The 18,173-nt window shown below is 55.3% G+C and carries 14 protein-coding genes; 9 read left to right on the plus strand and 5 right to left on the minus strand.

The window, feature by feature from the left end:
• The first annotated feature begins 208 nt into the window (after positions 1-208).
• Positions 209-1,303, plus strand: a complete 1,095-nt coding sequence (locus tag ACFFK0_RS05540; protein WP_377468950.1) for an AGE family epimerase/isomerase — start codon at positions 209-211, stop codon at positions 1,301-1,303.
• Positions 1,304-1,368: 65 nt separating this feature from the next.
• Here the strand turns inward: ACFFK0_RS05540 and ACFFK0_RS05545 are convergent, their stop codons facing one another.
• Positions 1,369-2,223 carry a LysR family transcriptional regulator gene (locus ACFFK0_RS05545; protein ID WP_377468951.1) on the minus strand — a complete coding sequence of 285 codons (855 nt, stop codon included), beginning with the start codon at positions 2,221-2,223 and terminating at the stop codon, positions 1,369-1,371.
• 149 nt (positions 2,224-2,372) lie between these two features.
• On the opposite strand from ACFFK0_RS05545, the gene ACFFK0_RS05550 reads away from it, so the two are divergent.
• On the plus strand, positions 2,373-3,020 hold the full coding sequence (locus ACFFK0_RS05550; RefSeq protein ID WP_377468952.1) for an NADPH-dependent F420 reductase: 648 nt from the start codon (positions 2,373-2,375) through the stop codon (positions 3,018-3,020).
• 64 nt (positions 3,021-3,084) lie between these two features.
• On the opposite strand, the gene ACFFK0_RS05555 is transcribed toward ACFFK0_RS05550, so the two are convergent.
• Positions 3,085-4,506, minus strand: a complete 1,422-nt coding sequence (locus tag ACFFK0_RS05555; RefSeq protein ID WP_377468953.1) for a PAS domain S-box protein — start codon at positions 4,504-4,506, stop codon at positions 3,085-3,087.
• A 273-nt stretch (positions 4,507-4,779) separates the two neighbouring features.
• Between ACFFK0_RS05555 and ACFFK0_RS05560 the strand changes: the two genes are divergently transcribed.
• Together ACFFK0_RS05560 and ACFFK0_RS05565 are read left to right on the plus strand one after the other, a co-directional pair.
• Positions 4,780-7,722, plus strand: a complete 2,943-nt coding sequence (locus tag ACFFK0_RS05560) for an ATP-binding protein (protein WP_377468954.1) — start codon at positions 4,780-4,782, stop codon at positions 7,720-7,722.
• 12 nt (positions 7,723-7,734) lie between these two features.
• Entirely contained in the window at positions 7,735-8,475 is a 741-nt protein-coding gene (locus ACFFK0_RS05565; RefSeq protein ID WP_377468955.1) for a response regulator, read from the plus strand.
• A gap of 157 nt (positions 8,476-8,632) precedes the next feature.
• Here the strand turns inward: ACFFK0_RS05565 and ACFFK0_RS05570 are convergent, their stop codons facing one another.
• Genes ACFFK0_RS05570 through chrB form a run of 3 tightly spaced genes read right to left on the minus strand, consistent with a single transcriptional unit; the run spans position 8,633 to position 11,396 of the window.
• The gene (locus ACFFK0_RS05570; RefSeq protein ID WP_377468957.1) at positions 8,633-10,222 is read right to left on the minus strand and encodes a PucR family transcriptional regulator; all 1,590 of its coding nucleotides are present in this window, start codon (positions 10,220-10,222) and stop codon (positions 8,633-8,635) included.
• A gap of 47 nt (positions 10,223-10,269) precedes the next feature.
• The gene (gene chrA, locus ACFFK0_RS05575) at positions 10,270-10,809 is read right to left on the minus strand and encodes a chromate efflux transporter ChrA (protein WP_377468958.1); all 540 of its coding nucleotides are present in this window, start codon (positions 10,807-10,809) and stop codon (positions 10,270-10,272) included.
• The gene (gene chrB / locus ACFFK0_RS05580) at positions 10,806-11,396 is read right to left on the minus strand and encodes a chromate efflux transporter ChrB (RefSeq protein WP_377468959.1); all 591 of its coding nucleotides are present in this window, start codon (positions 11,394-11,396) and stop codon (positions 10,806-10,808) included. The genes chrA and chrB overlap by 4 nt, the downstream gene beginning before the upstream one ends.
• A 218-nt stretch (positions 11,397-11,614) precedes the next feature.
• Between chrB and ggt the strand changes: the two genes are divergently transcribed.
• The 5 genes from ggt to ACFFK0_RS05605 all read left to right on the plus strand — a co-directional run bounded on the left by ggt (position 11,615) and on the right by ACFFK0_RS05605 (position 18,148).
• Positions 11,615-13,195, plus strand: coding sequence for a gamma-glutamyltransferase (gene ggt, locus ACFFK0_RS05585; RefSeq protein WP_377468961.1), 1,581 nt, complete (start codon positions 11,615-11,617; stop codon positions 13,193-13,195).
• 107 nt (positions 13,196-13,302) lie between these two features.
• Complete coding sequence (locus ACFFK0_RS05590; RefSeq protein WP_377469019.1) at positions 13,303-14,961, plus strand: CocE/NonD family hydrolase; 1,659 nt, start codon at positions 13,303-13,305, stop codon at positions 14,959-14,961.
• A gap of 21 nt (positions 14,962-14,982) precedes the next feature.
• Positions 14,983-16,338, plus strand: coding sequence for an amidohydrolase family protein (locus tag ACFFK0_RS05595; protein WP_377468963.1), 1,356 nt, complete (start codon positions 14,983-14,985; stop codon positions 16,336-16,338).
• Complete coding sequence (gene wrbA / locus ACFFK0_RS05600; RefSeq protein WP_377468964.1) at positions 16,335-17,036, plus strand: NAD(P)H:quinone oxidoreductase; 702 nt, start codon at positions 16,335-16,337, stop codon at positions 17,034-17,036. Before ACFFK0_RS05595 ends, wrbA begins: the two co-directional genes overlap by 4 nt.
• 305 nt (positions 17,037-17,341) lie before the next feature.
• Positions 17,342-18,148 (plus strand): ABC transporter ATP-binding protein, encoded by an 807-nt coding sequence (locus ACFFK0_RS05605; RefSeq protein WP_377468965.1) that lies wholly within the window; start codon positions 17,342-17,344, stop codon positions 18,146-18,148.
• Positions 18,149-18,173 lie beyond the last annotated feature (25 nt).

An 18,173-nucleotide genomic window follows, 5' to 3' on the forward strand; every position in this document is an offset into this window, starting at 1 on the left:
CCATTTCTGCTTCCTTGAGCAGAAAAAAGGCATGATCTAAAAAAAGGGACACATTGTTCTAAAGAAACCGCATACCCATCGCCCCGTCAGTGAAATACAATGAAAACATATTACGAATGCATAGAAAGCAGGGAATTCAATGTTAGACACCTTACATGCACATGACCAGGCTTGGGTAACAAACACAATCGGGAAGCTGAGAAGCAAGATGGAATGGGTTAGCGAAAAATCGAGATACAAAATTCCCTATACGACGGTAAACGGAACGCACGATGACCGGGCCGGCCATAATCCGAGCGGCTATGACGCAGACGGCATTTGCTGGTGGACCAACGGGTTCTGGGGCGGCATGATGTGGCTCATGTACCACGAAACCGGCGAAGAGAAATACAAGGAGATCGCGGGCATCTCGGAAACGTACTTGGACCGGTGTTTTCAAGAATATTACGGGCTTCATCACGATGTCGGGTTTATGTGGCTTCCTACCAGTGTAGCGAATTACAAGGTAACGCAAAACCCGGAGTCGCGGAAGAGAGCGCTGCATGCCGCCAGCCTGCTTGCGGGACGCTTTAATTTGGCGGGCGGCTTCATCCGCGCATGGAACGACCTCGAGGAGGGCGATACAAGAGGCTGGGCGATCATTGATTGCATGTTCAATATCCCGCTTTTGTATTGGGCTACGGAGGAAACGGGGGATCCGCGCTTTAAGCAAATCGCGATGCGCCATGCCGATACGGCGATGACGGCGTTCGTCAGACCGGACGGCTCCGTGAATCATATTGTGGAATTCGATCCGTTTCAGGGCGGCGTTGTCCGTACATACGGCGGGCAAGGCTATGCAGAAGGCTCCTCTTGGACAAGAGGGCAAACGTGGGCGCTGTACGGCTTTATGATGAGCTATATTCATACGGGGAAGGAAGAGTATTTGCACACCGCCAAGCGGATCGCCCATTATTTTATGGCCAACATTCCGGAGGACGGCATCATTCCGGTCGATTTCAGACAACCCCCGGAGCCGAAGCTTCAGGACGATACGGCGGCGGTCATTGCCGCATGCGGCCTGATTGAGATCGCCAAGGCCGTAGGCGAGTGCGAACGGGAGCTTTATGTGAATACGGCGCTGAAGCTGCTCAAAGCGGTGGAGCAATCCCGCTGCGACTGGACGGAGGCCAGCGACAGTATTCTGCAATATGGCTCTGAAGCCTACCATCGGGGGCGGCATCACCATCCGATTATTTATGGCGATTATTATTTCATGGAAGCCGTGTTTAAGCTAAAGGGCAACGATCTGTATTTGTGGTGAAACCTTCGGTTCGGTCCATGTGAGCACCTTGATGAAACAGGGGCGCTGCTCGATAGCGTCCCTGTTTAGCTGTGCTTGAAATAGGGCCACAACCGTCTTCCGACTTCTTTGCGGCATGCTGCAAATACAATCGTACGATGTGCAGCTTGACCGGCAAACGGAACGACCGCTAAATTCGGCTCGCCGAGACGCACTGCAGATGATTCGGGGAGCACAGTGATTCCGGCCTTCGCTGCAACCATTCCTGCAATAAACCCTCCGAAACCGACCTCGCTCGCAATCACCGGCGTAAAGCGATGCTGCTTCATGGCAGCTTCCACCCACTTTCGGATGCCGCATCCTTGAGGGTACAAGATAAGCTGCTGTCCGTCCAATTCCTGCGGTTCAATCGACGGAAGCTTGCCGAAGGCATGCTCGGCATGCACTACAGCTACGTAGGGTTCATGGAATAAGATTTTCACGAAGGGTACTTTATGTGCAGTCGACAGTTCGGCCAATATGCCGTCCATTTGACCGTTTTCCAAACGATCCCATAACTCGTCAGACGTATGCATAATTTGAACTTGGCTATCCATACCATCTTTCTTCATAGCCAGAATACGATCCGGTAGGCAGGAGGCCGACAGACTTGGAAGTGCGCCGATCGTATAGCTCGCCGGTTCACGGTATCTTCGCAGCTCCGAATGTATGGATTCAAACTCACTCATTAAACCGGCTGCCCTGTTGATTAAATACGTTCCTGCCTCGGTAGGAACGACTCCGCTGGAAGTCCGTTTCAGCAGCTGCACCCCGTAGTAAGCCTCAAGACTTCTAATCTGCTTGCCAAGGGCGGTATGAGAGATATGAAGCATCTCGCTCGCCTTCGAGATACTGCCGAGACGGACGGCTTCCATTAATCCCTCCAGGTCTTGAAAACGCACGCGAACCAACTCCTTGATCGAATTATATAGGTTTTGGCCATAAGCGACAAGGAGGCTGAAACCCATCGTTTCACCGCTGAAACCGATCGATTATTCTTGTTCTTCCGGGCTGATGATATGCTAGAGGTCATCGAAAGGAGATGAAGGATATGAAGATCAGTATTTTAGGGACAGGGAGAATGGGGAAAGGCTTCGTTCACATGCTTAGCAGTCAAATGCCTTTATTATGGGGGTCGCGAACACCTGCAAAAGCGGAACAGATCACCGCGGAGAATGGATATGCCAATGTAACGGCTGTTACGTATGAAGAAGCCATCGCTTCTTCCGACGTCATTCTCCATACGTTGTGGTTTAGAGATATGTTGCCGTGGGCAGCAGCGAACCAAGAGAGGCTGGCCAGTAAAATTATCGTTGACCCATCGAACCCGTTTACAGTCGACTTCTCCGGCTTTGAGCTTGATTGGGGCCAATCGGCCGCAGAGGAGCTGCAACGGATTTTACCGGATTCCAAGGTTGTCGGAGCTTTTAAAAACACCTTTTTTAAAGTGCTGGAGCAGCCGGTACATCACGGTTTGATGAGCGATGTGTACGTAACTAGCGACGATGAGGATGCCAAGCGCACCGTGATGAATGTGTTGGAGCGTCTCCCTTTTCGAGTGATGGATGGCGGGGCGCTTGCCAATAACCGGACCATAGAACGGATGACCTTATTCGAGCGGGAGCTGGCGCTGCGGGGAGGCCATTATCCTTACGTGTCTTTCCGGCTCTTCGGAGATGAAGGTACGGAGCGTGACTAAACGAACAATCGCAAAGGCGACTGCCGGGTGCTTCTTACGGGCCTCGGCTGCCGCCTTTTCCGCCCTAGGCATGAACGGGCTGCAGCACCGGCAGTTCAATCACCACCGTCGTCCCTTGGTTTCTATGGCTGTGGAAAGACAGTTTGCCTCCGTGGCACTCGACTATACGCTTGCATATCATAAGCCCTAGCCCTGTTCCGTTCGATTTGGAGGTAAGAAACGGAGAGCCCAGCCGGGACAGCATTTCTTCGGAAATCCCTACGCCCTGATCCTGGATGCTGCAAATGACGCTTTGACCTTGGTGATTTCGAATCGCAGCTGTAATGATTCCTCCGTGCGGCATGGCTTCTATGGCATTCTTTAAAATATTAATTAACACCTGCTTGATTTGGTCCGGTATACATGGAATAAGCCGGATCTCTCCGTCCATTTCGGTATGAATTTGAACATTATAGAGACGAGCCTGAGGCGTCATGAAATGCACCACACTGTTGAGAAGCGACGGCAAATCGCTTGTCTCAAAAAGATTCAGATGCGGTTTCCCCAGCGTCATGAATTCATTGACAACATAGTTGATATGCTCCAGCTCTTCCATCATGACATCGACATACTCCGTATTTTTCGCCTTTAATAGTTGAATAAATCCTTTTAACGACGTGAGCGGATTTCGAATGTCATGGGCGATTCCCGCCGCCAATTCGCCGATGAGCGATAATTTCTCCGCTCTTATGATGATTTCTTCAGATTTTTTTCTCTGGGAAATATCCCGAAGCACCGTCTGCACGACCGGGGAGCCGAGGTTCTTGTGAACATAAATCGAAGATAACTCGACATCGATAAAGACACCGTCAATTCTTCGCAGCTTGATCTCCATAAACTCGGTGTAATGATCCGATTGGTAAACATGGTTTAATCGTTTTTGAATCAAGTCCACATCGACCGGACTGAAGTAATCAAATATGGAGGTGCCTGTAAAATCATCTGTTGAAGCGCCTCCCAGGAGCTTGCAGCCCATATCGTTTACAAACTGGATCTTTCCGTCTTTATGTAAAACAATCGGTTCCGGATTTAGTTTGATTAATTTTCTAAACTGTTTTTCTCTTTCTAATAGCTCCTCTTCCGCCCGTTTCTTTTCGGTGATGTCTCTTTCCACGCCAATGAATCCCAAGACCGTACCCCGCTCATCCCTCACCGGGGAGACGGTCACGTTCGCATAAAAGGTAGACCCGTCTTTTCTCAGTTTCATGGCTTCGAAATCGGAAATTTGTTCACCATCTACAAGCGATTGGTATAGCTCCAAAGTCTTTTCCTTGTGTTGATCAGGAACCATCGGCAGCACGGTGCCGATAACCTCGTCTCGTGTCCACCCGTGTAATTCTTCGAATTTCTTGTTCACATCAAGCACTTTCCCGGCTATATCCACAAAGACGATTCCGTCGGAGGTCAAGTTCATAATTGAATCGATTACATATTTTTTTTGCCACATAGCAGCATGTCCCCTAGTAATAAACCTTGTTGGTTCAAGATGTTCTTCGCCGGATAATTTTGGAAGTTGAAAAATTACGTACATTTTAAAATAAAGTTGTTAAGAAAGTGTTTGAATGCTACCTAATTTTTCTTATGCATAAGGCGGGCTGCCGGCAGTGAGATATTATCGATTAATTTCGACGAATCGTGTCGATTCATGCAGGAATTTGGGACATGATATTGAAATGTTTGGTAGATGAGATGGCATACAGGCCGGGAGGGAGCCAGGAAATTGAGCCGCTTTACTCGCAAACAAAGCTTGGCCCGGTTGATCCGCAGCATCATGAATTTATCTACCATGGTCACCGTGTTATTGTTCGGCATGATGGTTCTACTGCTCATGTCAGCGGTTTTACGGCCATTGGCGCAGTTGGGCGCCCAGATGGTCGCGCACTCGGTCATGCGGGAGATGGGCTCATCGGCATTTCCGAAGGAGCATGGCATCGGCAGCCTTAGGGAACTGGATGAAAGCGCCCCGGGCTGGGCTCGTTGGAAGAGAGCGATGGAGCGTCAGGAAATGGTCGATTACCGGCTGCCGTTCATCGATAAGAACGAAAACCTTCCCTACGATGAAGGAAGGGAGATGCCCAGGCATATCCATGCCGTGGATATTGCGGTCTCGATTGAGGGCCGGGAGCTGTTTCGCAGCGCCAGATTAGGGGCTCCGGGAAGCGGGGAGGCGATGAACGAGAGCAGCTGGCTCTTGCGCTACTTCAGTAAGCCGTACACCGCACCGCTATCCGAACAAGACGGCCGGGAGATCGGTACGATTACGGCACGGATTGAGCCTCCCTTGCTCATTGTGATTGTGTCCATAACGGCTGCACTCATTGTCTTGCTGGCGGCTGCTGCGATTTTGATCAATCGTTTGCTAAGCCCCATGCTTGCAAAGCCGGTGCTGCGGCCGCTGCGGCAGCTTCAAGATACGTTCAAGGATTTGGCGGACGGCAAGGCGGATCAAGTGTGGGAGGGCGGCGTACAGTTCAAGGAAACATATACGGAAGTTTCGGCGATTGCCTCCGAAGCGGATCGGATTGTGAAGCTTCTCGGTTCCCATCTGGAGCTTCAACAGCAGCAGGTTGAGGAGCTGGAGGCGCAAAGCGAGGAGCTGGAGGCTCAGCGCGATGAACTGGAGTCGCTCAATACGGAATTGACGGGCACGAACGAAAGGCTGGAGCGGTCCAAGCAGCAGATTGCCCAGCAGGCCATGGCGCTTAAGCAGCTGCTTGATCATGCGGGACAAGGCTTTATGGGGATTATGCCGGACTTTCGGATTACCGATACGTACAGCAAAGAGTGCGAGGAGCTGTTCGGCGGCAATTTGGCGGGGCGGTCGTTTCCCGAACTGATTTCTCTCGGCAATAAGGAGCAAGAGGCATTTCTCCAATCACTGATTACCAATATTTTTCAAGAGAAGAACCCGGGGCGCCGCGAAATCTATGTCACTTTGCTGACGTCCGAGATCGTGTTGGCCGGAAAGGTCATTCGCCTGGATTATAAAATGATTACTGCCGATCAGCTGCCTTCCTTATTGCTCGGAATTATGGTCATTGCTACGGATATGACGGAAACGAGGAAGCTGGAGGCGGAGAAGGAAGAAGAGCGGAAGCGGCTGGAAATGATCGTCAAGGTCGTTACGCAGTACAAGGACTTTACGGAATGCTTGACCGAGTATCGACATTTCAGCAAGGACGGCTATATGGATATTCTCGATTCCGGCAAGCCGTCAGTAGCGCTGACGGCAGATCTATACAGGGAGCTCCATACGTTTAAAGGCAGCTTTGCCTTGTTCGGACTGTCGCATACCGTTCAAAGACTGCATGAAGCCGAGACCGAGCTTTCGGGCTGGATGGCGGACGGGTCCCTTACGGCCGGCAGGCTGATGAACCTGCTGCAGGAGTGGAATATGCCGGGCTGGACGGATGAAGACTTAGCCATTCTAGGCTCTCTGCTAGGGGCCGGAATCAACCAGGAAAGAGATGTTCTCCTTGTTGAGAAGGAACGACTGCTGGCGATTGAGCACAAGATGGCATCGCTGCTGTCGGCGCCGGAATTCCGCCTGCTGCAGCCTGAGCTGCGAAAGCTGCGGCAGGTGACGTTTGCTCAGATGCTGGAAGCTTATCCGGCTTATACGCTGCAGCTGGCGGAGAAGAGCGGTAAAGCGATGCACCCCTTCCGGATCGAAGGCGGGGCATTCTACGTCGATTCCGAGGTCTATCATTCCTTTGTCCGCACATTGATACATCTGTTCCGCAACATCGTCGACCATGGCTTGGAAACTCCGGAAGTGCGGCAAGCACGGGGGAAACCTGTAGAAGGTTCCATTCATTGCAAGGCTCGCCTCGAGCACGATGCGATTGTGCTGGAGATTGGAGATGACGGTAACGGCATTCAAGTTGACGCGGTTGCGGCCAAGGCTGTTGCGAACGGAATTGTAACCGAAGAGGAAGCCGGGCGAATGACGGAAGAGCAGGCCATGGATCTGATATTTCATGCTGAATTATCGACCAGGAATGAAGTGTCCGAGCTGTCGGGACGCGGGGTCGGATTATCGGCGGTTAGGACGGAAGCGGAGAAGCTCGGAGGAACGGTGCGGGTCGACTCGCGGCCGGAGAAGGGAACCGTATTCGTGCTGAGAGTGCCTATGCGGGAAGCGCTTGTATGGGATGAACCGCTCGTGCCGGACATGATCGAGCCGCTCATTGCCAAGACGGAGGCATACATCGCGGAAACGCTCGGTGAAGCCCTGCCCATGCATGCCAGCTTCCAGCTGGTGCCTTCCCGCAGGCTTGAACTGAATCAGGTGTCCGTATTCATCGGGCTAAGAGGGGTATTGGACGGTCTGTTCGTGCTCACTGCGGACGAACATACGGCGCGCAGGCTGTTCAAGCAGCTCGCCCTGGAAGTCGACGAAGCGGATATCAGCGGCACCGATCTGGAGGATGCGATCGCCGAGGCCGGCAATGTCATCTTGGGCAACTGCTTGGAGAAGCTTAGCGCGGGCGGGCGGACGCTGACTATGGAGCCGCCGATTACCGTAAGCACGGAGAAAGCGTCGTTTACCTACGTCGAATCCGATATATGGGCTTGCGAGCCGTTGTCAGGCTTCGATTCGCAGCTCAGTATTCGAATTGTGCTGCGAAACGGCACTTACCAACAACATCTTATTTCGTAACAGGAGGCCATCATGGCAAAAATTTTGATTGTTGACGATTCCAATTTGATGCGTCGAAATTTGAAAATATTGCTCGAAAGAGCCGGCCATCAGGTCGTAGGAGAAGCGGCGGACGGTTTGGAGGCTTACCGGCAGTACGTGGTGACCCAGCCCGATATCGTTACGATGGATATTACGATGCCGAATATGAACGGGATCGAAGCCGTCCAGAAAATATTGGCGGGCTATCCCGAGGCTTGCATTATGATCATCAGTGCGATCGATCAGAAGTCGATGGTGCTGGAAGCGATCAAATTAGGCGCCAAGCATTACATCATCAAGCCGGTAACCGAGCAGAAAATCGTACAAACCGTCGAGCAGCTGCTCGCCAGTCAAACGGCCGATTCGGAAGCCGGCCAGGAGGCAGAGGCGAATTCTGAGCGGGCTGCCGATGAGCATGAAGGACCTCTCCCTGCCTTCAGTATGGAGAATCGTGACGGGTGGATCATCTTGACATTCCGTGGCGGGATCGAGGAGCAAGCCCTGGAGCAAGCTCGTCTATCGGTACAAGGCCTTCTGTTTATGAAACCGCTCAAGGTCGGCTTCCATTTCGTCGATATCTCGAGTCTGTCTCCCTCGCAAATCAGCGTATTCGGCGGATTGGCGGCGGCGATCGAACAGGCGGAAGGAAGCGCCAAAGCGATTTGTGCGGACCAATCCCTGTATAGGAAACTGTCGGAGCAAGCGATTTTTTCAACGGTACAAGCAGAATAAAGAAATGGCAATAAGGGGCGCCCCTTGGCAACAGCCGTGGGGCCTAGTCCTCATGATAAAAGCGGTCGTAAGCAGGGCGTAACCGGATAACCGGTGACGCCCTGTTGTGCTTGTACTCCGGCCGCTGCGTTCTGGGCAGTTCGTAGTTCTGGAGCACTCATGGATTGCTTAACGTTTGCTTGAACAGCATCACTAATTTCAGCTTCAATAGATCGGAATACGATTTAAAGTCGATGTTCAGCAGCTCGCTGATTTTTTCCAGCCGATAAGCGGCCGTGTTCCGGTGAATGAACAGCTGCTTGGCGGTTTCGTTAATTTGTCCGTTGTTCTCGATAAACAATTCCAGCGTGCGAATCAAATCGGGGGCGGAGTCCGGAGCTTTATCGAACAGGGGGGAGAGCGTCAGATCCGTGAAGCGGCGCATTTTCTCCGCGGGCACCGATTGCAAAATATAAGCGAGCTCCACGGATTCGAATTCGATGACGTGCCCTTCGATCTGCAGGCGGTCGGCCGTTTGGAGGGCGTCGAGACATTCGCGGTAAGCTTGGCCGAGCTGCTCCGGTTTGTATTTACCGTGACTGATGGTGATCCGCAGTCGGCCGCCGGCTTCCTTGGCGATGTCCGCAAAGATCCGGTTCAGCAGCTGAGCCGGCTTACGCCCGCCGCTCGCAGCGGCCGCAGGTATGACGGACAGGATCGCTCCTTCGATATTGACGTGCACGCTCGACATCGATTCGATCAATGGATTGTACTGAAGCTCCTGGCGAATCATGCGAAAGAACTGCGCCTTCTTGCCTTCGGCCATGTCCGAAATGGAAATGAGCGAGCAGACGTACGGCTCCCGGCCGAACGGGATGCCGAGCCGTGAAGCGCACTCGAGCAGCGACTCCACGGGGATTTGATGTTTCAAGTAATTTTTGAGCAGCGAGGCGAATTCATTCTGAGTCGACTGCTCCATGTAGTCCCGTTCCAGGGCATGAAGGTGATGCGCGATAATTTCCGCAGCCTGGTGGAACAACCCTTCCTCTTCCTTCAGAAAGATGCTTCCGGCCGTCTGAAACACGGCGTATCCCACATCTTCAATGCCTGCTTTGGCGTTCTGCAGCGGGATGCACAAGATTCTGCCGGTTTCCGTTCGGAGCCATTGCGGGGCCGGCTTGGGCCTGTGCTTCTTGGCAAGCTCCAGATCTTCACCGGGCAAGCTGCTGAACAACGTTTGTCCGCGAATGCCGATAACGGCCAGCGGGAAGCCCAATATCGACGAGATCCGTTTGAACATTTCATCGGAGCCGTGCGGCTCGAGAGCGAAGCGGATCAGCTCCTTTTGCTTGCTGAGTACGCCGTGCAGCATTCGCGTGCTGCGCTGGAGCTCGGCGTTGAACAGTCCTTTCATTTGGTCGGAGAAGGTAAAGGGGAACGGCAGCTCGATTAAGGGAAATCCGAGGCGGTCCGCTTCGGCCAGCATATCTTCCGGCACGCTCGCCCAGAACCGGCCCAGCTTGATGCCGATCCCGGCCGCGCCTTTCTGCGCCAGCTTGCGAAGCAGCCGTACGCCCTGCGCAGGATCATCCTTCATCAGGTAAGCGGTCGTGAACAAAATGTCGCCGTTGCGGACCCAATCCGTAATATCGGGGGCGTCCATAACGTTGACGGATTTCACGATACGGTTAAGGCCGCTTCGTCCGGCAGTCAGCTTCCCTTCGGATAACGGGTATATGGTAAGTGCGTCTTCTACAGTCAAATACATACCGATCGCCCTCCCTGTCGGAATCCGTGATCTCGAGATGAAGCGGGTCAGGAATGGTTCAGAAATAAACCTCCGTAAACGAATGCGGCGATAATGATCCATGTAGGATGCGTCTTGCGTTTGAGAAGAAACCAGGCGGCAACCGCGGCAATGCCGGTGAATTGGAGCAATCCGATGGATAGCACGGAGTCTTTGGAGCTTTGCCAGGTAATCTGAAGCATCATGATCGCGATAACCGGCTGTACGAGCAGGGTCATGCCTTTGACGACGGGCGTTTGACGGTGTGCGTAAAGCAGCTTGAGCAGGAAAATCAAAGCAACGGCGGAAGGGACGACGGTGGCGGTAATCGCAGCGATCGCCCCCGCCCAGCCGGCGACATCGTAGCCGACATATGCGGCGAGCTTCGTAGCGATCGGACCGGGCAGCGAATTCCCGAGCGCGAGGGCGTTCGTAAATTCCGTACCGGTGAGCCAGCCGTAGTTGGTGACGGACTCCTCATACATAAGCGGAATGGAGGCGGGACCGCCGCCATACCCGAACACATTGGCCAGGAAGAAGCCGATAAACAGCTGCAGCCATTCCATCATACCGCTTCCTCTTTTCTGACTTTCCCCTTTGTTTTCTTAAAGTGAGATATCGTCTTGAAGTGTAGTGCGCCGTAGCCGAGAAATAATGCAATGACGATGGCGGGGTGGAGCTGGAACCACTGCAGAAGCGCGAATACGATAACGCCCAAGACGATGGCCCATTTTTTCCCCAGCCCGGCGGCCGCCTTGACCGCAAACTCATACGTCATCTGCGCGAGCATAACGGAAACGACCGGAACGACTGCGGCGATCATTCCATGGATGAATGCGGAGGAGCTGAACGCTTGTATGAACTCGACCAGTACGATCATGGCCAGGCAGCTGGGAAAAATATGGGCGGCAATGCCTGCTATCGCGCCGGCCGTTCCTTTCAAGCGGTAGCCCAAATACGCCGCCAGCTTGGTGGCGATCGGACCGGGCAGGGCGTTGGCAATCGCCAGTACGTCACCGAACTCCTCGTCCGTCATCCAACGGTAGCGGGTAACGGCCTCGAAGCGAATGAGCGGAACGGTGGAGGGACCTCCGCCGTACCCGAGAAGTCCGGTTCTTAGCATAGCAGTGCATAAATCGAAATATATACGGCGCATGGAAGTCTCCTCCTGTGGTATGAACATGTTACTATATATGACATTAATGTGACGAAAAATTGATCTTAGCCAATGGTTAATCAACTTTTTATTTGAATATAAGTCCAAATGATGAGAAATTCAAGGGAAATATCCGTGATATTAATTATTATTGCAAAAATCATGAAATTAGTGTTAGTTTATTTAACATATACTGAGTGAGAAGAGGTGATGGGAGTGTGAGCAAAGCGACAATCGGGGCTTCCGTCATGGTTGCCAGTCCCCATGCTCTTGCCTCCGCCGCCGGTGCGCGCATCCTGGAACGAGGCGGGAATGCGTTCGATGCTGCGGTTGCGGTCAGCGCTTGCCTGGCAGTCGTATATCCGCATATGACCGGTGTCGGCGGGGATTCGTTTTGGCTGATGTATCACGCCGGAGATCGGGCGGTCCGCGCCTATAACGGCAGCGGCAGGTCCGGGTACGGAGCGACGCTCGATGCGTTTGCCGGCGAAGCGGCCATTCCGGAACGGGGAGTTCGCAGCGTCGTGACCGTTCCGGGTATGGTTGACAGCTGGGACGCCGTAGTTCGCGAATACGGGCGAATGCGGCTCGGGGATGTGCTGGAGCCGGCGATCGCATATGCGGATAAAGGGTTTCCCGTTTCTCCCGATCAGCATAAGGATACGCGGCTGCGGCGGGAGATGCTTGCCTCCGAGCGATTGGCCGCCCGCATTTTCCTGCCGTCGGGTGCGGTGCCGGCCGCGGGGGCGCGGTTGCTGCAGCGGGAGCTGGCGCATACGCTCCGGCGCATTGCAGCCGGCGGGCGGGAAGCATTTTACAAGGGGGATATAGCCGGGCGTATTGCTTCTTTCCTGAAGGGGCGAGGGGGCTTGCTTGGCGCCGACGACTTTGCGGATCATAGCGGGAACTGGGTCGCTCCGGTGACAGGCGCTTACAGAGGGTTGGAGCTGGTTCAGCTGCCGCCGAATTCCCAAGGCTTTGCCGGGATTATGGCCGCTCATATCGTGGAGAATTGCGATTTTGGGGCGATCGGGCACGGCTCGTTCGAGTATTATCATACGCTCATCGAAGCGCTGAAGCTGGCGTTTCGAGACCGGAACGCCATGCTTACGGATCCGGATTTCGCGGCCGTGCCTGTGTCCGATTTGCTGGATAAATCGTACTGCCGGCGGCTATTTTCGCAAATCAGGATGGATCGCGCCTTGTCCCTGACGCCTGAGAGGCTTGGCAGCGATACGGCGTATGCGGCGGTGGTCGACCGAGAAGGCAATGCGGTGTCGTTCATCCAAAGCTTGTATTTCGAATTCGGATCGGGCGTCGTTGCCGGGGATACGGGTGTGCTGCTGCATAACCGCGGGTCGTTCTTCTCGCTCGATCCCGTTCATGTGAACCGGCTGGAGCCTAGGAAACGGACGTTCCATACGCTGATGCCGGCGATGGTGCTGCGGGAAGGCAAGCCGTATTTGATCTATGGGACGCAAGGGGGAGAGGGCCAGCCTCAGACGCAGACGGCGCTGCTGACGCGGATTGTCGATTACGGGATGGATCCGCAAACGGCCATTAACGAACCACGTTGGGTGTGGGGAAGAACGTGGGGAGATGCCAGTGAGGGGCTCCGGCTGGAGAGCCGAATCGATGCGGCGGTTGCGGACCGGCTTCGGCAGGCGGGGCATCAGGTCCAGGCGGCGGGCTCGTACGACGGAGTCGTCGGACATGCGCAGGCGATATTGATCGATGGGCAAGGCTATCGGATCGGTGCGGCCGATCCGCGCAGCGACGGCTCGGCGATCGGGTGGTAAATGAATAACGGTTGATTGGATTTGCCGGGCAAACGGGATATTGCGCAATCGGGGGGATGGGAATGGAGTTTGGCCATGTGGTGATAGAGCGGAGAGTTCCTTGTGTCATGCGGGATGGGGTCACTCTTTATGCGGATATTTATAAACCGCGAAAGGAGGGGGTGTATCCGGTGCTGCTAATGAGGCAGCCCTACGGGCGGAAGATCGCCTCTACCGTCAGTCATGCCCATCCCGTATGGTATGCGTCGCACGGTTATATCGTCGTGATCCAGGATGTACGCGGCCGGGGTGATTCCGAGGGAGAGTTTACACCGTTCCTGCATGAAGCGGAGGACGGGTACGACACGGTCGAATGGGCTGCCGCCCTGCCCGAATCGAACGGCAAAGTCGGTATGTACGGCTTCTCTTATCAAGGGGCCGTGCAGTGGGCGGCGGCTTCGCTGCATCCGCCTCATTTGACGGCGATCGCTCCCAGCATGACCGCTGCGGACTTATATCGCGGCTGGATGTATCCGTACGGGAGCTTCGATATCCAGAGCTGTCTGCCTTGGGCTTATCAGCTGGCGAGAGACGGGGCCCGCCTGGCGGGAGACGCCGAGGCGGAGGCAATCTGCACGCACGTCATGCAAAATCCTTCGGCAGTACTGAACAAGCTGCCGCTGATTGGCGATCACCCTGTCCTGCAAACGTATATGCCTGCGTTTTTCGATTGGGCGGGGCGTTCGGAAGATGACGAATATTGGTCGCGCTTGAACTGGATGGACCCATTTTTACAGCAGCCGATTCCTGCGCTTCATATCGGCGGCTGGTATGATTTCCTGCTGCACGGCACGCTTCAATCCTACGCGGCTCTTCAGCGGGCCGGGGGGCGGACGCCGGAGCTGTTTCACCGGCTGGAGATCGGGCCGTGGACGCACATCCCGTGGGGGAGGAAGGCCGGCGGTGTCGATCACGGTCCGGAAGCGGACGGCCTGATGCATTTGAAGCAGATCGAATGGTTCGACTATTGGCTTAAAGAAAAGCGCGGCAACGGGCTGTTCGAGGAGCCGCCCGTCCGGTATTACGAAACGTGCAGCCGCCGGTGGCGGACGGCGGACCGCCTGCCGGACACGGCGGACGGGGAGGCGGCGCAGCGATATTATTTGTCGGGCTCCGAGCTGCCGGCGAACGGCTCGCTCGGCGGCGGGAAGCTGACGCGGCATGTGGAATGGATCGACGAATCCGCAGCTCCGGACGTATTTGTGTATGACGCCCGGCTGGCCATGCCTTTGTCATCGGTGCTTCCGGTTGACCGCAGCGCGCAGCAGGACCGGTACGAAATCTTGGTGTACAGCAGTCCGCCTCTCTCCGAAGCGCTTGGATTGTTCGGTTCGCCGCAGGTGAAGGCAGTGTGTCAAGTCATGGACGGTCCGACCGATCTGGTAGCGGTGCTCTCGCTAGTATTGCCTGGTGAAGAGGCGAGATTTCTGTCCGTGGGCCGTGTGGAAATCGGGGCGGCCGGCGGTGCCGAGGGTGTTAGCGGCTGGCAGGCGGTACAGTTCGGACTTCGGCCGCTCGCGGTCCGCTGTCCCGAAGGTTCCCGGCTTCGCTTGGAGCTTACCGGGAGCGGCTATCCGCTGCTTTTGAGGCATCCGAACGGCATGTCGATTCGCGACGGCATTCATGCCGGCCTTCAGGAGCTGAATATTGCTGCAGTCGCAGTCATGAGCCGTCCCGGGGAAGAGTCGTGGCTGGAGCTTCCGGTCGCCGAGGCTGCCGGCGTATAACAAGCTGAGGAGGGTGAGGGTATGGGTTCGGACCTCAAAGTGGTCAATGCTTCGCTGCCTTTGCTGGAAGAAGGTCGATTGTATACCCTTGCGGCCAAAGGGGGCAAGTGGGAGACAATTGTCGCGCAGGAAGGTTACGACCGTGCGCCGGATGCGGTTTCCGTGGAGGAATGGAACGGCGGCGCTGATGTGACGCTTGATGCGAAGGGGAACATCGTTCTGCCGGGGCTGGCGGATGCCCACATGCATCTGGATAAGGCGTTTTCCTTGCCGCAGGTAGGCAATGGATCGGGGACGCTGGAGGAAGCGGTGCTGAATTATTCCGCCGCAGCTCCGGCTTTCACAAAGCGGGAGATCAAAGCCCGCATCATGCGGTCGGCGCTGCAGGCGGTCTCGTTCGGAACGACGCACATCCGCACGCATTTGGATTTTCAGGTCAAGCACGGCAAGGAGGTTGCCATGCGCACCGTCGAGGCGGCGCTGGAGGTCAAGCAGGAGCTCGAGCCATATGTGACCATCCAGCTGTTTCCGATGCTTCCGTATTATGATTTGACGAGAGAAGCGATAGAAGCGGCAGAGGAAGCGCTCCGCATGGGGGTAACCGGTGTCGGCGGCGCGCCCCACCTGGCTCCGGCGCCGGAGCCGGACATCGACCGGCTGTTCGCGCTTGCCGCCCGCTTCGATCGCCCGCTTGACCTGCATACGGACGAGAGTGACGACCCGAATATCCGCACGGCCGCCTATATCGCCCGCAGAACGCTGGATTACGGCTGGAGTGGCAGGGTGACGGTCGATCATCTGTGCTCGCTTGCCGCCATGCCGGACGGCGATGCGGCCCGGATCATCGCTCTGATGGCCGAAGCCGGGCTGAGTGCGGTGACGCTCCCGGGGGCGAATATGTATTTGCAAGGACGGCGCGACAGCTTCCCGGTACGCCGTGGCGTTACCCGGGTCAAGGAGCTGCTGGCGGCCGGGGTGCCGCTCGCTTCCGCCTCGGATAACATCCACGATCCGTTCCATCCGTTCGGCAAAGGGGATTTGCTCCAGATAGCGCTCATTACGGCATATGCCGCGCACATGGGCAGTCCGGCAGAAATCCGCACGGTGCTGCGGATGATTACCGAGCATGCGGCCAAGGTGATCGGGCAAGCCGATTATGGACTTCGTCCAGGCTGCGATGCGGACATGGTCATGCTCGATGCGGCTTCGCCCGAGGAGCTGTTCGCCATGCTGCCGGATCGACGCTGGGTGTGGCGCAAGGGGAAGGCGATTCGGCTCGCGGGAAGCAAGCCCTCTTGGGTGCAGCCGGATCTTCGGGCACGCTGGGAGGAAGCGGAGCAGGAGGTTTCATTCGCGAAAGGGAGGGAGTTCCGATGAGCCGGGTTCTTGTTGTCTATTACAGTGCTTACGGACATGTTTATGAGATGGCCCGGGCCGCCGCAGCGGCTGCCGGGGAGTATGGAAGCGAAGTCAGACTGCGGCGGATACCCGAGCTGGAGTCCGAAGCGAATCGGACGGTGTTTCAAGATCGGCATAAAAATGCGGAAAGCCCGGAGCCGGAGCTGTCCCGGCGGTTCAAGACCGTCGGCCGCTTCGAAAAGTATGAGCGGGCTCTTGAGCTGCAGCGGGATGTTCCGTTCGCGACGAACGATGATCTGCGCTGGGCGGACGGCATCGTGTGGGGGTTTCCGACGTATTTCGGATTTATGCCCGCACAGGTGAAGCTGTTTCTGGAATTCGCCTCCGAGCTTTGCGCAGACGGGAGTCTCGAGGGCAAGCCGGCCGGACTCATGACGAGCAGCGGCTCGATCCATACCGGACAGGAGGCGGCGATACTGACCGCCATGGTTCCGCTGTTTCATTTCGGCATGATTATGGTCGGTCTTCCGTATTCGGAGAACCCGGAATATTTAACGGCGGAAGCGATCGGCTGCTCGCCGTATGGAGCTTCTACCGTAGCGGGACCGGACAGCTCGCTGACGCCGGATGATCGGGAGCTGCTCATGGCCGGCAGGCTGGGCAGGCGTGTCGCTGCTGTGGCTGAGGCGCTTAAGGCGAACGGTTTTATAAAATAGCGGGACCGGACTGCAATTTCCGCCGGAAGAATATTTCTGAAAAATGACTGGGAGAAGGCATTCGAAGAGCCGGAACCCGGTCATTTTTTTATCCCTGTAATGGCGCGGGGGGGTAAAGGCTTGCCCTATCGAATCGCTGGAGGTTTTGTGTCATATAATATTACATGCACTCACTGTCCCATCGTAGAAAAAACCAAAAACAGGCCGCTTTCATTGTAAATGTGCACAGATATCGCTAAGAATCATTGTTGAATCGCAGCTATGCGTAATAAAATATAACATATAGACGCGAGGAGGGATATGGAATGAGTGTAACGGTCACGGCTTCGTCCCGGTCTGAAATCCCGGATGTCCGTCCGGAAGCGTTAGTGCGCATGGAGGATGTCGGGAAAGTGTATCCGAACGGTACCGTAGCGGTACAGCAGGCCGATTTGCATGTCGGTGAAGGCGAGTTTCTTTGTTTCGTCGGACCGTCGGGCTGCGGCAAATCCACGATTTTTAATATGATCGCAGGGCTGACCGATCCGACCTCCGGGCGGTTGTCCGTGCTCGGTACGTCTCCCAAGGAAGCTCGCAAGCGGAGCGAATTGGCCTTTGTTTTTCAGGAGCATACGCTGCTGCCATGGGCGAACTTGATCGATAACGTAACGATGCCGCTTACGCTCCGCGGAGTCCCGAAGAAGCGGCGCGTGGAGGAAGGGGAGCGGGTGCTCGAGCTGGTCGGTTTAAAGGACTATACGAAGGTGCTGCCCCGCCAGCTTTCGGGCGGGATGAAGATGAGGGTATCGATTGCCAGAGCGCTCGTTTCCAGACCCAAGCTGCTGCTTATGGACGAACCGTACGGGGCGCTTGACGAAATTACCCGGCAAACGCTGCAGGACGAACTGCTCCGTATATGGCAGCAGGATCGGGCGATGTCGGTATTGTTCATCACGCACAATGTTTTCGAAGCGGTATATTTGTCGACACGGGTCGTCGTCATGACGCCGAGGCCGGGCAAAATAGCGGATATCGTCGATATCGATGTTCCGTTCCCCCGGACGGACGAATACCGGTCTTCACCGGAATTCGGCAATTATGTAAGACAAGTGTCGGATGTCTTAAAGCATTAATCGGATGAGTGCACGGGAAAGGAGA

Source organism: Paenibacillus chartarius, from assembly GCF_042432825.1.
Taxonomy (GTDB): domain Bacteria; phylum Bacillota; class Bacilli; order Paenibacillales; family NBRC-103111; genus Gordoniibacillus; species Gordoniibacillus chartarius.